The following is a 17,205-nucleotide window of genomic DNA, read 5'->3' on the forward strand; positions in this document are numbered from 1 at the left end:
GTCGTCACTCCGACGCCAGGAAGCCCGCGACGCGGTCGTACGTCTCCGGCGGGGACCCCACCGGCAGGGTGTGGTGCGTGGCCTTCGGCAGCGTCGCCGTCTCCACGTCGGGGAGGGCCGCCCGCGCCCGGGCCGCCACCTTGGCGATGTCGTGGGCGCGACTGCGCTCGGCGAGCAGGAGCAGGGTCGGCGGCTTCAGGGTGCGCAGCCGCGCGGGCGTGGGACGCGGGCCGACGACCGGGCGGGCGGCCGGGAAGTCCGCGGCCAGTGCGGCCAGATGCCGCCACCGCGGGTCGAGTTCCTCGCCGCCGGTCTCCCACCGCAGGAACGCGGCGCTCCGGGCAGGGGTGGGGCGCAGCAGCATCGGCAGGGCCCGGAGCAGATAGCGCGGGCTGAAGCCGGTGAAGCAGTTCGTGGGGTCGAGGAGGACGAGCCGGTCGACGCGGGCCGGGGCCTTCAGGGCGTACCGAAGCGCGATCCAGGCGCCGTAGGAGTGGCCCACCAGGCTGGTGGAGCGCAGCCCCAGGGCGTCGAGGAGGCTGCCGAACCAGGCCGTCAGGTCGTCGGCCGTACGGATGGGGTTGCCCTCCTCCGGGACGCTGCGGCCGGGCTCCCCGATGAGGTCGACGGCATGGACGCGGCGGGTTCGGCCGAGGGCCGCGGCCGTGGCGTACCAGCCGGTGGCGGTGGCGCCGCCGCCCGGCAGCAGGAGGACGGGCGGGGCGCCCTCGGGGCCGTGGCTGATCAGATGGGTCGTGCCGTGCGCCGTTACCAGCTCGGACGTGGTGGTGCCGGCGGGCCAGCGGGCGAGGACCGCGTCGTAGGCGGCGAGGAAGGCCCGGGAGACGGCGACGGACATGGCGGAAGACCTCTCGCTCGGCGATAATCTTGCTGAGCGAGATAATAGAAGGGAGAGCGGCGGAGTGACAGACTCACCGGAGCTGCGGATCTTTCATCTGCTGCGCGCGGTCACGGTCGAATTCGGTCTGCGGCAGGGCGAGTTCGCCGCCCGCAACGACATGCACGCCACGGACGTCCGGGCTCTGATCTGCCTCCTCGACGCCGAACGCGCGGGGACGGACGCGACCGCCGGATGGCTCGGCGCACAGCTCGGGCTCAACTCCGCGGGGACGACCGCCGTCATCGACCGCCTCGAACGGCTCGGCCATGTCGGCCGTGTGCGGGACGACCGCGACCGGCGCCGCGTACTGCTGCGCGTCGAGGAGAGCGCCAAGGAACTGGGCCGGGCGTCGTTCGGCCCGCTGATCGACCGGACGATCGCGCTGCTGAACACCTTCGACGAGGACGAGGTGGATGCCGTACAGCGGTTCCTGACGGGCGCACGGGAGATCATGTCCACCGCCGACGGGCCCGGAACGACACAGGGGTAGGGAATTCATGGTCGCCGTGTACTCATCGGCTCCGAGCGGAGTCGCCGCCAACCCCGCACTCCCCGAAGACGACATGGCCGATGTCCTGGACGCGGCCGGAGTGGGCGCGTGAGCGAGGGGAGCGAGGTCGCCGAGGTTCTCGGGGTCGATCTGCATCTGGAGCTGACCGGGGCCGGCAGCCGAAGGGCCGTGCTCATCCGGGCGCTGCGCGAGGCGGTACGGAGCGGGCGGCTGGCCGCGGGGACGCGCCTGCCGCCCTACCGGTCGCTCGCCGCCGATCTGGGGGTCGCCCGCAACACCGTCGCCGACGCGTACGCGGAGCTGGTCGCCGAAGGATGGCTGTCCTCGCGGCAGGGATCGGGGACACGGGTCGCCGAGCGCGTCGCGGCGCCGCAGCCGGAGGGGGCGCGGAGGGGCACGGTACGAGCGCTCCCGTACGACCTGGTCCAGGGCAAGCCGGACCCGGCCGCCTTCCCCCGTACGGCCTGGCTGGCCTCGGCGCGGCGGGCACTGACCGCCGCGCCGAACGACGCCTTCGGCATCGGTGATCCCCGGGGCCGGGTGGAGCTGCGTCGGGAGCTCGCCGCGTATCTGGCGCGGGTGCGCGGGGTGCGGACCGTGCCGGACAGGATCGTCGTCTGCTCGGGCGCGGCCCACGCTCTGCGGCTCCTCGCCCGGGTCGTCGGCGGCCGCCCCTGGGCGGTGGAGGCATACGGGCTCCCCTTCCACCGGGGGCTGCTCGCCGAGGCCGGGGTCCGTACCGTGCCGGTGGCCGTCGACGAGGAGGGGGCGCGCGTCGACGAGATCCCGCGCGGGTCGGGCGCCGTCCTGCTCACGCCCGCGCATCAGTTCCCGACGGGCGGGCCACTGCATCCCGAGCGGCGTTCGGCCGTCGTGGACTGGGCGCGGGCGGCCGGCGGGCTCGTCCTGGAGGACGACTACGACGGGGAGTTCCGTTACGACCGCCGTCCCGTCGGCGCCCTCCAGGGCCTCGACCCGGACCGTGTGGCCCTCATCGGGTCCGTCAGCAAGAGCCTCTCCCCCACCCTCCGGATCGGCTGGATGGTGCTGCCGGGCGGGATGGTGGACGGTGTGGTGGCGGCGAAGGGCGAGCGCGAGCCGTACTCCTCCGCCACCGAGCAGCTCACACTCGCCGACTTCCTCGGCTCGGGCGCGTACGACCGGCATGTCCGGCGGATGCGCCGGCGCCATCGTGAGCGCCGCGACCTCCTGGTGGCGGTCCTCGCCGAACGGGTGCCGGAGGTGCGCGTGACGGGGATCGCGGCCGGACTGCACGCGGTGGTGGAGCTTCCCCCGGGGACGGAACGCGCGGCGCTCGCGGCGGCGGAGCGGCACGGGGTCGCGGTGGAAGGGCTGAGCGCGTACCAGCATCCGGACACGGCGGATCGCGTACGCGACGACGGGCGGGAAGGGCCGGAACGACGGGACGGGCTGGTCGTGGGGTATGCGACGCCGCCCGAGCGGCTGTACGGCGGGGCACTCGACGCACTGTGCAACGCCCTTGATTCCGCACTGCGTTGAGCAGAACCGGAGGGCTCCTCGTATCTGACGCCACAGGAACCGACAGGAATCGAACGGAGCCTCACGTGTCACGCAGGAAAACGCTCAGCCGGAAGAAGAAGATCGCGCTGTTGGCCAGTGCCCTCGTACTCGCCGGGGGAACCGCGGTGGTCGTGGCCGGTACGAGTCAGGCGTCCGTGGCCTGCGACGGCCTGGCCACGGCGCTCGCGAACAACGAGCGGTTCATCGCGGACCAGCGCGCCAACCCGGACGCGCTGTCGCAGGCACGGATCGCCAACCGGGAGGCGGTGATCGCCGAGATCCGGCGCAAGCAGGCGGCGTCCGGGTGCGGGGGCGGGGCCGAGGCGGCTCCCCCGGCGCAGGCCGCCCCGCCGGCCGCACCGCCCACGCAGGCCGCGCCGCCCGCGACGACCGCGCCGCCCGCCGAGTCCGCCCCGCCCGCCGGCGGCGGGGCCGGGGACACCGGCTCCGGAGACGTCGTCTGCGCCGGCTCCACCGTCACCCTCTCCGGCGAGGGCGGAGCCCCGGCGGCGTCGAGCAACCAGTTCCCGCTCGGCACCCGCCTCAAGGTGACCAACCTCGACAACGCGCAGTCGACCACCGTCGAAGTCACCTCCGTCTCCGGCAGCTGCGTACTCCTCAACAACGCGGCCTTCGAGCAGGTCCGCGAACCCGGAAAGTTCCTGATCCGCAAGGCCCGGATCGAGCGCGTCGGCTAGGAACGACCCAAGCGCGGCGTGAGGCGGTGGGGCGCTCGGGTCCGGTGTCAGGCGGTGGGCCCCTCGGGGCCCACCGCCTCCTCCGCCAGGGTCAGGATCTCCGTGAGCCGCACCCCGAACCGGGCGTCGCACCCGTGCGGTACCCCCGTCCGAGCCGACTCGACGAGCGCGTCCACCGCCCCGGCGAACGCACCCAACGCGCCGTCCCACGCCGGCAGCACCGCCCTGCCCCGCTCCCCGAACAGGGTGAGCGCGGCCTCCGCCGCCTCCGGCGGGGCGGAGAGGGTCAGCGTCGCCGTGCTGCTCGCGCCCGAGGCGTGCCGCAGGACCAGGTGCCGGGTGTCCGCCGGGCCCCGCACGGCCGTCACCTCGGTGACGTCGCCGAGCACCGGCAGGTACACGGAGAGCACATGCGGGCCGACGTCCCAGAGACCGCCCTTCTCACGCCGCCACGGCGAGTCCGCGTACGCGCTCCGGGATCCGGGGCCGTACAGCGAACCCAGCCAGTGCGCCTCCCCCAGGAACCAGCCGCCCGCCGCCGCCTGTTCGTCGATCCAACGCCCCGTCGGCTCGGCGAACCGCAGCGTGCAGAACACCACCGACGCGACCCCGGCCTTCTCGGCCGCGTCGGCCACCTCCCGCGCCGTCGCGGGCGTCGTGGCCACGGGCTTGTCCAGGAGCAGATGACAGCCGGCGGCCGCCGCCCGGACGGCGAGCGGTGCCTGCACGTCCGGGGGCAGGGCGAAGGCGACGGCGTCGCACGCCTCGAAGAGCGCGTCCACGTCCTCGTACACGGTCGCCCCGGACGCGGCGGCGATCTCCGCCGCCGCCTCGGGCCGCCGTCCCCACACCCCGACGAACTCGACCCCGTCGTGCGCGGCGAGCGCGGGCGCGTGGGCGCGGGCGGCCCAGGGGCCGGTGCCGAGGAGTCCGATACGGGGCTTCACGCCCGGGTGCTTGGTCATGGGCCCAGTCTGCCCGTCCCCACCGACACCGGGGACCGCAAATCCGCTGGCACCCCTCCCCTCCCCCGGTGTTACGTTTCGTCCGCCGGCCGCGGGACTCCGGTGCGACTTCCGGGACCTGCCTTTGAAGCAACGTTTTCGCTGTTCGCTCCCCCATTCCCCGGCCGGCACCCATGCCACTGCGAGGGAACCCATGACCACGCCGACGGAGACGCTCTCCGACCTCATCGCCGCCGAGGACGTCCTACTCTTCGTCAACGCGGCCGTCACCGCCACCGGACAGCGGGAGTTCCGCTCCTCGGCCGGTGAACAGCGGCTGTCCCTCGCCTTCCTCCACGAGTACGTCCGCGTCAACTACCGCCCGGTGTACGCCGCCGCGCTCGCGCTCGACATCAACGACCACAACGCCGCGACGATCGTCGAGCAGCTGCTCCGCACCGCGGACGAGGCCGGCGGGCCCGTCGAGAAGCGCGTCGAGGGCCGGCTGATCGCGGCACGGCTCGCGCTGCTGCCCCCGCAGCGGGTCTACCGGCTCTTCCGCGCCCTGCGCGCCGCGAAGGTCAACAACCGCCGTACGCGCGCGATCGTCCGCGACTGGCTCGCCGACCGCGCCGACCTCGGCCACGACGCCGTCAAGTACCGCGCCGGCCTGAAGACCGCCGCCCGCCACACCCATCTCCCCTTCCCCGACGCAGCCGCCGAATCCGGCGACTTCCTCTTCGCGCCCGGCCGCCGGGTCCGCTACGAGCACGCCTTCCTGGACGCCCACCGCCGCGCGCACTACGAGCAGGGCGCGCTGTACGAGCTGCCGTTCACCGTCGCCGAAGGGTTCGCCGCGAAGCACGGCGTACCGCGGGCGCTCTTCCTGGAGCGGATCGCGCCCCGGATGACCCGCCTCGAACGGCTGCGGACGGAGCGGGCGAGCGATCTGACCGTCATGCCGCTGACCCGGCTCGCGCTCTACGTCCTCTCCCTCCCCTTCGGGGAGAGGGTGGCACGGCGCGCCGAGCTGACGGCCGCGCTGCGGGCGGCCGCGCGTCGCGTGGCCGGGCCGTACGCCGGGACCTGGGGACGGGTCGCGGCGGTCCTCGACGACAGCTACTCCGCCTCCGGCTCGGCCGTGAAGCGGCGCCGCCCGCTGGCGGTCGCCCTGGGCTGCCACTTCCTCCTCGAAGCGCTCGCGGCACCGGGGGTGTACTCCGCGCACTGGACCTCGGGCGCCACCGATCCGCTGCTCGTGCGGCCGTGGGGACCGACTCCGCTGGGGACGAGGATCCTCGACGCCCTGGAGGGCCCGGCCGCCGCCCCCGACCGGCTGGTGATCGTCTCGGACGGCTGGGACAACGCCCCGCCGGGCCTCGCGGGCGAGGTGCTGCGCGTCTGGCGTACCCGGCTCGACCCGGAGCGCCGGACGAGCGCGGTCCATGTGAACCCCGTATACGACGCGGCCGGTTTCGACGTGCGCCGGCTGGCGCCGAGCGTGCCGACGGCCGGGATCCGGGACGCGGAGGACCTGGCCGCGCTGGTGGAGATCGCGCAGTTCGCCGAGGGGCGGACGGGACTCGCGGAGCTCATGGCCTATCTGGACCGGAGGGTGGAGCTGTTCCTGAAGGGGGCGTCTCGATGACGCGGATCGATCTCACCGGTCTGGAGGTCCGCCCCGCGCAGGTCTGGGGCGGTGTCCGGCTGGTCCCGCTCGTGAGGGCCGAGCCGGTGGAGGGGCTGCGGCTCCATCGTGAGGTGTACGGGGCCGGCGGCTCGGTCGACCTGGGGGACCGTACGACGTACACCTCGTACATTCCGCACGGCTTCGTCGCGGACTGGTCGGGGGACGGCGCCGAATCGGCGACGTACGGGACCCGGCTCGGGGACGACGACCCGCGTGCCGTTCCCGTGCGCCGCCACCACCGTCTCGCCAAGCGCGGGCACAGGAACGGGCGGGCGGAGAAGCGGCTGCGTTTCCTGCCTCTCCACCTCGCCCTGGAGGGCTATCTGGCGCTCCACTTCGGCGGCCCGTCCGTCGTCTGGGACGAGTGGTCCCAGCAGGCGGTACGCCGGGGGCTGTCGCCGCGGGCCGAGGCGGCGTACGCGGGGTGGACCGTGCCGGGGCTGGCGGAGGCGCTGCGGATCTTCGAGATCCACCCGGGGCAGTGCGGGCTGATGCTGTACGTCGCCGACGCCCTGGCCGCCGCCTTCGTCGCCCCCCACCCGGACGACTACCGCGTCCTCCACCCGACCCTGGTCGAGGACCTGTACGGGGAGCTGGTCCACCAGTACGCGTTCTACGGCGCCCCGGTGCCGGAGTTCACGGCGCGCATCCGGGACGAGGCTGGCTCCGTGCGCACCCTCGCGGATCTGCGGGCGGCGGCCCGGGCGCAGGAACGGTCCTGGGCCGAGGCGCACGACGGCTTGATGGCGCGGGACCTGCTGGGGACCTCGTACGCCTTCGAGCGGGTGTACCGAATGAATTCCTATGATCTGTACCGCTTCCTCCCTCCGTTCCAGCGGGCGGGCCAGGAGCAGCACATCGGCGAGCTGATCACCGACCGCAAGGGCCGGACGCTGTACCTGAAGACGTTCCGGCTCTCCGAGAACCAGATCAGACGGGGCCACCTGCTGCACCGTCTCGCGGACGGCGACTGGCATCTGGGCCGCACGGCGGAGGCGCTCGGAACGACGTATGCCGAGCTCGTACGGCGTGTCGAGGCCGCCGGCCTCGGCTCACTGCTCCATGCCCATGCGGTCGCACAGCGCCTCCGCGATAAGCAGGAAGGCTGATTGACGTGCCCCCTGCCCTATGGGGCAGGGATCCCTGCCCCGGTCGCGTGACCGTCCCAGTGGCTTCCTGCTTCATCGCGCGGTGCCGGGACTCTCGTCCTTGTCCTACCCGCGCTCTGCGAGGCGTTTAGCCTGTCCGCCCGTCCGGCGGCCAGGGTGTTCTTGGATGCGTTGTCGTCGCGGTCGTGGACGGCTCCACATGCTTTGCAGGTCCACTCGCGGATATGGAGGGGCTTGGGGCCGTCCTTGATGCCGCAGGCGGAGCAGACCTGGGAGGTCGGCTCGAAGCGGCCGATCTTCCCGAAGTACCGTCCGTGTCTGACAGCCTTGCACTCCAGCATGTTCACGAACGCGGACCATCCAGCGTCGTGTACGGACTTGGCCAGGCGTGTGCGGGCAAGCCCGGCTACCGCGAGGTCTTCCACATACACCGCTTGGTTGTCGCGGATGATCCGTGTGGATGCCTTGTGGTGCCAGTCCCGACGCCGGTCGGCCACTTTGGCGTGCTGCCGCGCCAATTTGATCCGAGCCTTGGCTCGGTTCTTCGACCCCTGCAGCTTCCGGGACAGGTCCTTCTGCAGCCGCCTGAGCTTCTTCTCGGAGCGACGCAGGAACCTCGGAGACGAGATTTTCGTGCCGTCGGACAAGACGGCGAAGGTAGTGAGTCCGAGGTCGATACCGACCTCGGACTCGACCTCGGGCAGAACCTCCGGTTCGGTGTTCACGACAAAACTCATGAAGTACCGACCGGACGAATCCAAGATGACCGTGAGGGACGTGGGTGCGGCCGGAAGCCGCCGCGACCACTTCACCTTGAGGGTGCCGATCTTGGCCACATACACGCGGCCGTCCTCCCGGAGGGAGAAGGCGTTGGTGTTCAGCCGGATCGACTGGCGCGTGTCCTTCTTCGACTTGTACCGGGGTGGGGATACCCTCCGCCCCTTGCGTCTCCCGCCGACGGAGTCGAAGAAGTTCTTGTAGGCGGTGTCCAAATCCCGTAGGGACTGTTGCAGCACGACCGCCGACACGTCGGCCAGCCAAGCGCGCTCTTCCGTGCGCTTAGCCTGCGTCATACGCACTCGGGACAACTCCGCCGACTTCACATACGGCAGGCCCGCCGCATGCGCCTCTCTGCGATCACGCAGACAGTCGTTCCACACCACACGAGCACACCCGAACGCCTTCGCCAGCGCGGAGCGCTGTGAGGCATCCGGATACACGCGAAAGTTGTAGCGCAGCTGCATACCTTCCACGCTCCCTGGCCAGCCTGCCCAAGGCCGAGGAACTTCGCGAAAATCAAGACAGGGACCTGCTTCGGGAGCCAAACTGCTTGGTTTACCGTCGATCTTGGATCCAAGCACGGCATGGCTCCTGGTGAGCGGCCCGGGCGCCCACGGTCGCCGCCTCAGGGGTTCACCAAGGTGACGTGACCATGCCGGGACGCCGGTAACACGGGGTTCACAAACGGGCAACGGGCGGGAAATCCCGTGTTGCGAAGCTGCGCGCAGACACACAACGCAGCTCTCGCAGCGTCGCGAGCCGCAGCAAACCCCGCAGCAGCACGCCAAAGGATGAGGCCCCGTGACCTTCAAGGCTGAGTACATCTGGATCGACGGCACCGAGCCGACCGCGAAGCTTCGTTCCAAGACGAAGATTCTGCCGGGCGCGGGCGCGACCCTGGAGGAGCTGCCGATCTGGGGCTTCGACGGATCCAGCACGAACCAGGCCAAGGGCCACGCCTCGGACCGTGTTCTCAAGCCGGTCTTCGTCTGCCCTGACCCGATTCGCGGCGGCGCCGACATCCTGGTGATGTGCGAGGTCCTCAACACGGACATGACGCCGCACGAGTCCAACACGCGTGCCGCGCTGGCCGAGGTCTACGCGAAGTACGCCGCGCAGGAGCCGATCTTCGGCATCGAGCAGGAGTACACCTTCTTCGACGGCGAGCGCCCGCTCGGCTTCCCGGTCGGCGGCTTCCCGGCCCCGCAGGGCGGCTACTACTGCGGTGTCGGCGCCGACGAGATCTTCGGCCGTGACGTCGTCGAGGCGCACCTGGAGAACTGCCTGAAGGCGGGTCTGGGCATCTCCGGCATCAACGCCGAGGTCATGCCGGGTCAGTGGGAGTTCCAGGTCGGCCCGCTGGCGCCGCTGGAGGTCGCGGACCAGCTGTGGGTGGCCCGCTGGCTGCTCTACCGCACGGCCGAGGACTTCAACGTCTCGGCGACGCTGGACCCGAAGCCGGTGAAGGGCGACTGGAACGGCGCGGGCGCGCACACCAACTTCTCCACGAAGGCGATGCGCGAGGGCTACGACGCGATCATCACCGCGTGCGAGTCGCTGGGCGAGGGCTCGAAGCCGCTCGACCACGTCAAGAACTACGGCGCCGGCATCGACGACCGTCTGACGGGTCTGCACGAGACCGCCCCGTGGGACAAGTACTCCTACGGCGTCTCGGACCGCGGCGCCTCGGTCCGTATCCCGTGGCAGGTCGAGCAGGACCAGAAGGGCTACATCGAGGACCGCCGCCCGAACGCGAACGTGGACCCGTACACGGTGACCCGCCTCCTGGTGGACACCTGCTGCGAGGCCCTGGAGAAGGCCGGCCAGGTCTGATCCACCCGGATCCCGAAGGGGCGCCCACCGTTCGCGGTGGGCGCCCCTCGGCGTTGTCGGTGGCGACTGGGACAGTAGGTCCATGCTCGACATCACCGTGAGGACAGAGAACCTCCAGCGGCACGTCCGCGTCGACGAGGACGGGCTCGGCGCCCTGGTGCGGCGCATCGGCGACGAGGGCGACCATTTCCTGGTCGTGCAGCGGATTCCGGACCTTCCGGACGTCTTCATTCAGGTGTGGCACGAGAACGGCGGCTGCTACCAGCTCGAGCACCGCGCGGGCACTCCGCGGCACCACTTCGTGACGGAGGTGACGGCTCCGGGGAGGGTCGCCGAGGTCATGGCGGCCTGGGCGCGCGGCGCGCTCGGCTGGGACGAGGGGATCGTGTGGGCGGACGCGAAGCTGCCGCTGCCCGCGCCCGTACCCGAACTGCCGGACGACGTGCAGGATGTGCTCGCCCGACGGGTGCGGGAGCTGCTGGTCTGCGGATACGACGACCGCGCATCGCTGGCGGAGGCGGCCGAGGGCTACCTGGTCGAGGGTGCCGTACGACCGGTGACTCGCGCACAGGCCGAAGCGCTGGCGGACCGGCTCTGGCTGGAGCGCGTCAAGGAGATGGCCGACTGGTCGGGGGCGACCGATCCGGAGCGGATCACGGAGGCCTTCACGGCGCTCGCCCCGGCCGGCATCGTGGCACGGGAGAACTTCGCCTGCTGTCGCTCCTGCGGGCTGGCGGAGATCCGCGAGGAAGGGCCCGCGGACTCACGCGGGTTCGTCTTCTTCCACTCCCAGTGCACCGAGGGCGTCGCTGCGGGTGGTCCGCTGTATCTGCTGTACGGCGGGTTCGACGGCTCGGCGGAGACCACCGCGGCCGTCGGGCGGGAGGTCACGTCCGCGCTGCGCGAGCGGGGACTGACCGTCGAGTGGGACGGCTCGCCGGAGCAGGCGGTCCTGGTGACGGGACTGGACTGGCGAAGGCGTCTCGTGGGCTGAGACGGAGAGCCCGGGCGGGACTTGAACGAAGGAATTGGCCGGGGAGGGGCTGCTCACAGCCATTTCCCAGTAGTAGACTAGGGATATGGCCAGCAAGCAGAACGACACCGCGACGGGTCGCCACGACCTCGAGCCGTTCTGGCCTTCCCGGCAGCACCACGACTTCGACCGGTGCTGTCGACGCGTGAGGAACGCGTCGACCCCTTAACGCCCGACCGGCCTCCGTCCGGTTCCGCGGCCTTCGGCCGACGCGCATGACGTACGACACCCCGTCCGTTCGTTTCTTCGCGCGAAAGAGCTGAGCCCTCATGGCCCACACCCAGACCGGTACCGCGTCCCTGACCGCCGTCCGTCCCCTCCGGCCCCGGCTTCGTGCCGTCGATCCCGACGAGGTCGTCGACCTCTCCCGGGTCGCGGACTTCCTGCCGCCGGGCGCCACGCTGCTTCCCGCCCCTCCGAACGCGCTGCCCACACTGCCCGGGCGGCCGCCGATGGTCGGGTACCTGGTGCTGCTGCCCGTCGACCAGGAGGCGCCCGCGCCGGCCCCCGGCCCCGTGGCCGAGGAGCAGGGGCCGGTGGCCATCGACAGCACGCAGCGGATCGCCGTGTTGGACGGGCAGCCGATGGATCTCACGTACCTCGAGTTCGAACTGCTCGCCCACCTCGTCGCCCACCCCCACCGGGTGCACACCCGCGACCAGTTGGTCACGACGGTCTGGGGGTACGGGCATGTGGGCGACGGGCGGACCGTCGACGTCCATGTCGCCCGGCTGCGCCGCAAGCTGGGTGCCGAGCACCGCCACACGATCCGGACCGTGCGGCGGGTCGGCTACAAGTACACGCCCTGATCAGGCCCGGGACCTCGCCCTGGCCACCAGGCCGAGGGCGAGGTCGACCACCAGGAACGCCAGCAGGCTGATGCCCAGCATCGGGACGAACCAGCCCACGAGGGCCGTCGCCGCGAGCAGCGGCAGCAGCATCGTCACCGGAACCTTCCGCCAGGCCCCGCGCGCGACCGGCCGGCCGGGGCGGCGCAGCCACCACATCCGGTAGCCCCACAGGATCAGCAGAATCAGCGAGAGCGCCAGGGCCGCGAGCGCCAGCTGGTTGAACAGGCCCAGGAAGACGCCCGTGTGGGCGTCGATGCCGAAGCGGGTCAGCTGGGCGAGCACCGGGTAGTCGGCGAACCGGAGCTCGTCCATGACCGTGCCGTCGGCCGGGTTCACCGCCACCGAGTCCAGGTGGACGGGGAACTGGGTGTCGGTCTCCTTGACGACATAGCCCTTGCCCTCGGAGGGCAGGACGACGGACATCTTGCCCTCGATGCCCTTCGCGCGGGCCGCCTCGACGATCCGGTCGATGCCGACGTCCGGGCCCTTGGCGGCCGGGGCCTGGTGACCGCCGCCGTGGCCCTCGTGTTCCGAGGAGCCGCCGGCCGCGCCTTCGAGGACCGCGGAGACGGTCGGGGTGGCGCCGCCGAGCTGGTCCTGGACGGCGCCGATGTTCTCGCCCGCGTACCGCGACCAGGTCAGACCGGTCGCGGAGAGCAGGATCAGTCCGGCGACGGCCCACAGACCGACCGTGCCGTGCCAGGACAGCGTGCGGCGGCGGGACTTCGGGCCGCGCTCCGGAATGACGAGGGACCGGCGGTTCTTGCGCTTGCGGCCGATCCAGAGCGCCAGACCGCCGAGGGCGATCACCCACAGCCAGCTGGCGGCCAGCTCGCTGTAGTTGCGGCCGAGGTCGCCGAGGTGCAGATCGCGGTGGAGTTCGTCGATCCAGGTGCGCAGCGGAAGGGCGCCGGAGCCGCCGTAGCTGGGCAGCTGTCCGCGTATCTCGGCGGTGTACGGGTCGACGAAGACTGCGAGGGACTTGCCCTCCTCGACGTCGGGGTCGGCCATGAGGACGCGGGTGGTGGCGCCGGGCTCGGAGGAGGGCCAGACGGCGGTGACGGTGCCGTTGGGGTTGACCTTGGTGGCGGCGTGGACCTGCTGCGAGAGCGGCAGGACCTTGTCGCCGACGGGGACCTCCAGCTCGTGCGCGTAGACGATCTTCTCGGCCTGGAACGAGAGCGCGTAGAGCAGGCCGCTGGCGGCGGCGATCAGCAGGAAGGGAGCGATGAGCACGCCGGCGTAGAAGTGCAGCCGCAGGACGAGGGGGCGCAGGGCGCTCCAGGTCCCCTTTCGGCCGCCGCCCGCGGCGGCCGCGTCGGTGGGCGCGTCGGTGGGCGCGTCGGTGGGCGCGTCGGTGGTGGTGGGCGCTTCCGCGGTGTCCGGGCGCGCGGGATCGTCAATGGTCATGACTGTCCTAGGAGTCGGTGTCGACAGGGGGAATCGGCCCCCGGGTCAGACGTGTGCTCCGAGGGCTGTGGCGCGGGGTACGGACAGCCGGGGCGGGCCGCGCCGGGAGAGGGTGTGCGCGAGGACGACGCCGTGCAGTCGGCGGGTGTGCGGGCGCGGGCGTACGGGGTGCGGGAGTTCGGGGACGCGGACGACGGCGAGAAGCAGCCGCAGCGGGGTGAAGGCGAGCGCCCCGACGGTCCGGGCGAGTGCGAAGAGCGCGGCCTCGCCTCGGGCCAGCCAGAGCCCGCAGACCAGGGCGGCGAGGAGGTGGGCGCCGATCATGCCGAGGGAGGAGTGGCCGGCGGCCATCTCCATCGCCGGAAGCATCGAGGGGTCCATGGCCGTGTGGTCCATGGCCGCGTGGTCCGCCATCGCCGTGTGGTCCGTGGTGCCCCGCTCCTCCCCCGCGGAGAAGATCAGGTGCAGGGCCGCCTGTACGGCGACCAGGCCGCCGGAGATCGTGGACGCCCCGCGCCGGCGGCCGGTGGCCGGCCAGGCGAGGGCGGTGGTGACGGCGAAGGCGGTGTACAGCGATCCCGCGGGCAGGTCGTGCGCAGACATGGACGAATGCCCCACAGCAGCCAATGACACGCACACCGCCGCGAAAAGCGCGGCTCGCAGGGCGCGTATCGGCGAGCGGGCATCGGTCATGATTCGGCCATGGTGACACCCCGTGGCCGGGAGCGGGAGACCACCTCCCCATTTCTCCCGCCCGCGCCCGCATTTCTCCTGTAGAGGAATGGCTGGGCGTTGCTCCGTCCTGCGAGGCACAGTCGTGGCATGAGACTTTTGATCTTGGGTGGTACCGAGTTCGTGGGGCGCGCTGTCGCCGAGGCCGCACTCGCGCGGGACTGGGAGGTGACGGTCTTCCACCGTGGCCGGTACGAACCACCGGCGGGGGCCGTCTCGTTGATCGGCGACCGCATCGCTCCGGGCGGGATGGCCGCCCTCACCGACGACGAGAAGTCCTCCTGGGACGTGGTCGTGGACACCTGGTCCGCGGCGCCCTCGGTGGTCCGGGACGCGGCCCGGCTGCTCGAGAACCGGGTGGACCGCTTCGTCTACGTGTCGAGTCGTTCCGTCTACGCCTGGCCGCCGGCCGCGGGTCAGGCCGAGGACGGTCCGTTGGTCGAGGGCTCGCCGGACGCGGGCGAGGTGCCGTACGGCGAAGCCAAGCGGGGCGGCGAGCTGGCGACGGTCGATGCCTTCGGCACGGACCGCTCCCTCCTCGTCCGCGCGGGGCTGATCATCGGCCCGTACGAGAACATCGGCCGGCTGCCGTGGTGGCTGGGCCGGATCGCCCGGGGCGGTCCGGTCCTCGCGCCGGGTCCGCGCGAGCTGCCGCTCCAGTACATCGACGCCCGTGATCTGGCCGAGTGGACGCTCGACGCGGCGGAGGCCGGGCTCTCGGGCCCGTACAACCTGGTCTCGGCGCCCGGGCACACCACGACGGGCGAGCTGCTCGACGCCTGTGTGCGGGCGACCGGCTCGGACGCCGAACTGCGCTGGACCGAACCGGAGAAGCTGCTCGAGGCCGGGGTCGAGCCCTGGTCCGACCTGCCGGTGTGGATTCCGCCGGGCGAGATGTACGACGCGATGCACACCGCAGATGTCTCCAAGGCGCTCGCGGCAGGGCTGCGCTGCCGCCCGGTGGCCGAGACGGTCGAGGACACCTGGGCCTGGCTGCAGTCGATCGGCGGGTCGGCGCCGCAGCGGCCGGACCGGCCGCAGGTGGGCCTCGATCCGGAGCGGGAGGCGGCGCTCCTCGCGGACTGACGCGATCAAACCGACGCGCCGGAGTGACCCAGACCAAACCGACGTGACCGGAGTGACCCCGATCGGACGGACGCGACCGGGCCGATTGCGCTCGGACTGATGTCCGTATCAACTCGGTTGAACGCATGGGCCCTGCCGTCCGTATGAAGTCCCATGCGACGCACAAGAAAACGTTCGACACGCGCGAAACGAGCGGTGGCCGCCTCCGTCGCCCTGATTCTGGGCGGGGGCGGCCTGATCGCCGCCAATGTGTATGCTTCGGCCGGCCAAGGCTGGGGCGATCCGCCGCCGCCGGACCGGCCGAATGCGGTCTCGACGATCGACTGTCCCGATGTCGCCCAGGAGTTGACCGAGGTGCCGGAGTCCGCTCGGGCTTCGGTGGACCGGGAACTCGCCACGCTGGACAGTCAGATCACCGTCGCGTACCAGCGTTTCGCCGACAACAGGGAGCGGGTGGAGAGCGATCCCGTCTTCGCCGAGCAGCAGATCCTCACCCCGCTCAAGAACGAGCGGCTGAACATCCTTCAGCGGATCACGCAGTTGACCGGCAAGCAGCTGGACGGCATGGCGCCCTGCACGCTGCGCGCCGACGACGAGGGTGGCGACAACGGCGCCGGCGAGGGTGACGGCGGCGACAACGGTGAAGGGGAGGGGCAGGAGGAGCCGGAGGGGCAGTCCGGAAACGGCCCCGAGGCCTCCGACTTCGTCGACATCCAGTCCGTGCAGCCGAATGTGAAGCGTCCCCAGCAGCGCCGCGGCGCCTCGCGCGGCACGTTCGCGACCAACTGCGGGCGCAACGAGAACGGCAAGTTCAACCCGGACAACGTCATCGTCGCGCCGGGTGTGAGCAACGGCGCCCACCACATGCACGACTACGTCGGCAACCAGGCCAACGACGCCTTCGCCAGTGACGACGACCTGGCCCGGGGCCGGACCACCTGCCGCAACCAGGGCGACCGGTCCACGTACTACTGGCCGGTCCTGCGGCTCCAGAACGGTCAGGCGGAGGACGACGCCCAGGCCGACGGCGGCGGCAAGGACCAGAACGTCGGCGAGATCCAGACGCCCGCGCAGGTCACGCTGAACTTCGTCGGCAGCCCGGTCTCCAAGGTCACCGCGATGCCTCGGTTCCTGCGCATCATCACCGGCGACGCCAAGGCGTTCACCAACGGCGACGCCAATGCCAACGCCTCGTGGTCGTGCACCGGCTTCGAGGACCGGCAGCTGAAGGACAAGTACCCGATCTGTCCGCAGGGCAGCAAGGTGGTGCGGACGTTCAAGTTCCAGAGCTGCTGGGACGGCCGGAACACCGACAGCGCCAACCATCGCACGCACGTGGCCTTCGCGGACCCGGCGAGCGGGCGCTGCGGCAACGGTTTCCGGGCCATCCCCCAGCTGGTGCAGCGGATCGTCTACGACGTTCCGCCCGGGCCCGGCTTCGCCGTCGACTCGTTCCCCGAGCAGCTGCACAAGCCGATCACCGACCATGGCGACTTCATCAACGTCTTCGACGACCGGCTGATGCGGAAGGTGGTGAGCTGCATCAACGAGGGGCGCCGCTGCGCCTAGGCCCGCGTCGTGGACAGGCTCCCAGGGGGTGTCCGGCCCGGTCGGCCGGACACCCCCTCAGTGGTGCCCCGGTCGTGCTCTAGTGGTGTCCGGCGGAGTGTGACGCGTGCGGCGACTGGGACGTGTGCGCCCCGTGTGGCTCGGTGGTCTCGACCTGACCGCCGAGCCGTTCGCGTACCTTCTCCACGGTCCCCGTGTCGCCCGACACGGTCCACTTGCGGCCGACGAGATATGAACCGCCGTAGTCCTTGGCCTGGTTGAGCCACTCGCGCTGGCCCCGGTCGGTCGCGAAGGTGGTCAGGACGTACGTCCCGTCGTCCGTCGCGCACTTCGCCTGGCGCAGCTCGGCCGCGTCCGTCTGGACGTCCGGCGCGCACTCCGCCTTCGTGGCGATCTGCTCCAAGGTCCCGCTCGCCTCTTCGGGCGTGGACGCGCAGCCCGCCAGCATCACGAGCACCGCCACTGCCACCGTTCGTCGCGTACGCATCAGCATCCGCCCATCCTGCCCGCCCGGTC

General features: G+C 71.7%; 16 protein-coding genes. 10 read left to right on the top strand and 6 right to left on the bottom strand.

All coding sequences use genetic code 11. From position 1 onward, the window contains the following. Positions 1 to 4 precede the first annotated feature (4 nt). Positions 5 to 859, bottom strand: a complete 855-nt coding sequence (locus tag ACZ561_RS29920) for an alpha/beta fold hydrolase (RefSeq protein ID WP_471000753.1) — start codon at positions 857 to 859, stop codon at positions 5 to 7. A 64-nt stretch (positions 860 to 923) separates the two neighbouring features. Between ACZ561_RS29920 and ACZ561_RS29925 the strand changes: the two genes are divergently transcribed. The 3 genes from ACZ561_RS29925 to ACZ561_RS29935 all read left to right on the top strand — a co-directional run bounded on the left by ACZ561_RS29925 (position 924) and on the right by ACZ561_RS29935 (position 3,652). Further along, on the top strand, positions 924 to 1,391 hold the full coding sequence (locus tag ACZ561_RS29925) for a MarR family transcriptional regulator (RefSeq protein WP_471000756.1): 468 nt from the start codon (positions 924 to 926) through the stop codon (positions 1,389 to 1,391). A 108-nt stretch (positions 1,392 to 1,499) separates the two neighbouring features. Beyond that, entirely contained in the window at positions 1,500 to 2,933 is a 1,434-nt protein-coding gene (gene pdxR, locus ACZ561_RS29930; RefSeq protein ID WP_471000759.1) for a MocR-like pyridoxine biosynthesis transcription factor PdxR, read from the top strand. A gap of 65 nt (positions 2,934 to 2,998) precedes the next feature. Further along, positions 2,999 to 3,652 (top strand): hypothetical protein, encoded by a 654-nt coding sequence (locus ACZ561_RS29935; protein ID WP_471000762.1) that lies wholly within the window; start codon positions 2,999 to 3,001, stop codon positions 3,650 to 3,652. A gap of 47 nt (positions 3,653 to 3,699) precedes the next feature. Here ACZ561_RS29935 and ACZ561_RS29940 read toward each other — a convergent pair whose 3' ends face one another. Continuing rightward, complete coding sequence (locus ACZ561_RS29940; protein ID WP_471000765.1) at positions 3,700 to 4,617, bottom strand: Gfo/Idh/MocA family protein; 918 nt, start codon at positions 4,615 to 4,617, stop codon at positions 3,700 to 3,702. Positions 4,618 to 4,810: 193 nt separating this feature from the next. Here ACZ561_RS29940 and ACZ561_RS29945 point away from each other — a divergent pair, with 193 nt between their 5' ends. Both ACZ561_RS29945 and ACZ561_RS29950 read left to right on the top strand, forming a co-directional pair. Further along, a complete protein-coding gene (locus ACZ561_RS29945; RefSeq protein WP_471000768.1) occupies positions 4,811 to 6,244 on the top strand; it encodes a hypothetical protein in 1,434 nt (477 codons plus the stop codon). Further along, positions 6,241 to 7,395, top strand: coding sequence for an ARPP-2 domain-containing protein (locus tag ACZ561_RS29950; protein WP_471000772.1), 1,155 nt, complete (start codon positions 6,241 to 6,243; stop codon positions 7,393 to 7,395). The genes ACZ561_RS29945 and ACZ561_RS29950 overlap by 4 nt, the downstream gene beginning before the upstream one ends. 17 nt (positions 7,396 to 7,412) lie before the next feature. Here the strand turns inward: ACZ561_RS29950 and ACZ561_RS29955 are convergent, their stop codons facing one another. Further along, positions 7,413 to 8,639, bottom strand: a complete 1,227-nt coding sequence (locus tag ACZ561_RS29955; protein ID WP_471000774.1) for an RNA-guided endonuclease InsQ/TnpB family protein — start codon at positions 8,637 to 8,639, stop codon at positions 7,413 to 7,415. 337 nt (positions 8,640 to 8,976) lie between these two features. Between ACZ561_RS29955 and glnII the strand changes: the two genes are divergently transcribed. The 3 genes from glnII (at position 8,977) to ACZ561_RS29970 (ending at position 11,850) form a co-directional block, all read left to right on the top strand. Next, positions 8,977 to 10,008: a glutamine synthetase gene (glnII, locus tag ACZ561_RS29960; RefSeq protein WP_376437989.1), complete on the top strand. Its 1,032-nt coding sequence runs from the start codon at positions 8,977 to 8,979 to the stop codon at positions 10,006 to 10,008. A gap of 82 nt (positions 10,009 to 10,090) precedes the next feature. Continuing rightward, complete coding sequence (locus ACZ561_RS29965; RefSeq protein WP_471000776.1) at positions 10,091 to 11,002, top strand: DUF6891 domain-containing protein; 912 nt, start codon at positions 10,091 to 10,093, stop codon at positions 11,000 to 11,002. Positions 11,003 to 11,310: 308 nt separating this feature from the next. Continuing rightward, entirely contained in the window at positions 11,311 to 11,850 is a 540-nt protein-coding gene (locus ACZ561_RS29970) for a winged helix-turn-helix domain-containing protein (protein WP_471000779.1), read from the top strand. On the opposite strand, the gene ACZ561_RS29975 is transcribed toward ACZ561_RS29970, so the two are convergent. After that, positions 11,851 to 13,302 (bottom strand): PepSY-associated TM helix domain-containing protein, encoded by a 1,452-nt coding sequence (locus ACZ561_RS29975; RefSeq protein WP_471000782.1) that lies wholly within the window; start codon positions 13,300 to 13,302, stop codon positions 11,851 to 11,853. Positions 13,303 to 13,347: 45 nt separating this feature from the next. Then, positions 13,348 to 13,905, bottom strand: coding sequence for a hypothetical protein (locus tag ACZ561_RS29980; RefSeq protein WP_471000785.1), 558 nt, complete (start codon positions 13,903 to 13,905; stop codon positions 13,348 to 13,350). 219 nt (positions 13,906 to 14,124) lie between these two features. On the opposite strand from ACZ561_RS29980, the gene ACZ561_RS29985 reads away from it, so the two are divergent. Beyond that, complete coding sequence (locus ACZ561_RS29985; protein ID WP_471000788.1) at positions 14,125 to 15,120, top strand: NAD-dependent epimerase/dehydratase family protein; 996 nt, start codon at positions 14,125 to 14,127, stop codon at positions 15,118 to 15,120. A gap of 153 nt (positions 15,121 to 15,273) precedes the next feature. Further along, positions 15,274 to 16,689 carry a DUF1996 domain-containing protein gene (locus ACZ561_RS29990; protein WP_471000791.1) on the top strand — a complete coding sequence of 472 codons (1,416 nt, stop codon included), beginning with the start codon at positions 15,274 to 15,276 and terminating at the stop codon, positions 16,687 to 16,689. Between the two features lie 79 nt (positions 16,690 to 16,768). On the opposite strand, the gene ACZ561_RS29995 is transcribed toward ACZ561_RS29990, so the two are convergent. Beyond that, complete coding sequence (locus ACZ561_RS29995; protein ID WP_376437977.1) at positions 16,769 to 17,176, bottom strand: hypothetical protein; 408 nt, start codon at positions 17,174 to 17,176, stop codon at positions 16,769 to 16,771. Positions 17,177 to 17,205 lie beyond the last annotated feature (29 nt).

Source organism: Streptomyces sp. NPDC039609, from assembly GCF_055596705.1.

Excerpts from the sequence above, each read along its gene's own strand:
- ACZ561_RS29920 (WP_471000753.1), bottom strand. The coding sequence starts at position 859 with ATGTCCGTCGCCGTCTCCCGGGCCTTCCTCGCCGCCTACGACGCGGTC.
- ACZ561_RS29940 (WP_471000765.1), bottom strand. The coding sequence starts at position 4,617 with ATGACCAAGCACCCGGGCGTGAAGCCCCGTATCGGACTCCTCGGCACC.
- ACZ561_RS29945 (WP_471000768.1), top strand. The coding sequence starts at position 4,811 with ATGACCACGCCGACGGAGACGCTCTCCGACCTCATCGCCGCCGAGGAC.
- ACZ561_RS29950 (WP_471000772.1), top strand. The coding sequence starts at position 6,241 with ATGACGCGGATCGATCTCACCGGTCTGGAGGTCCGCCCCGCGCAGGTC.
- ACZ561_RS29955 (WP_471000774.1), bottom strand. The coding sequence starts at position 8,639 with ATGCAGCTGCGCTACAACTTTCGCGTGTATCCGGATGCCTCACAGCGC.
- ACZ561_RS29965 (WP_471000776.1), top strand. The coding sequence starts at position 10,091 with ATGCTCGACATCACCGTGAGGACAGAGAACCTCCAGCGGCACGTCCGC.
- ACZ561_RS29970 (WP_471000779.1), top strand. The coding sequence starts at position 11,311 with ATGGCCCACACCCAGACCGGTACCGCGTCCCTGACCGCCGTCCGTCCC.
- ACZ561_RS29975 (WP_471000782.1), bottom strand. The coding sequence starts at position 13,302 with ATGACCATTGACGATCCCGCGCGCCCGGACACCGCGGAAGCGCCCACC.
- ACZ561_RS29980 (WP_471000785.1), bottom strand. The coding sequence starts at position 13,905 with ATGTCTGCGCACGACCTGCCCGCGGGATCGCTGTACACCGCCTTCGCC.
- ACZ561_RS29985 (WP_471000788.1), top strand. The coding sequence starts at position 14,125 with ATGAGACTTTTGATCTTGGGTGGTACCGAGTTCGTGGGGCGCGCTGTC.
- ACZ561_RS29990 (WP_471000791.1), top strand. The coding sequence starts at position 15,274 with ATGCGACGCACAAGAAAACGTTCGACACGCGCGAAACGAGCGGTGGCC.
- ACZ561_RS29995 (WP_376437977.1), bottom strand. The coding sequence starts at position 17,176 with ATGCGTACGCGACGAACGGTGGCAGTGGCGGTGCTCGTGATGCTGGCG.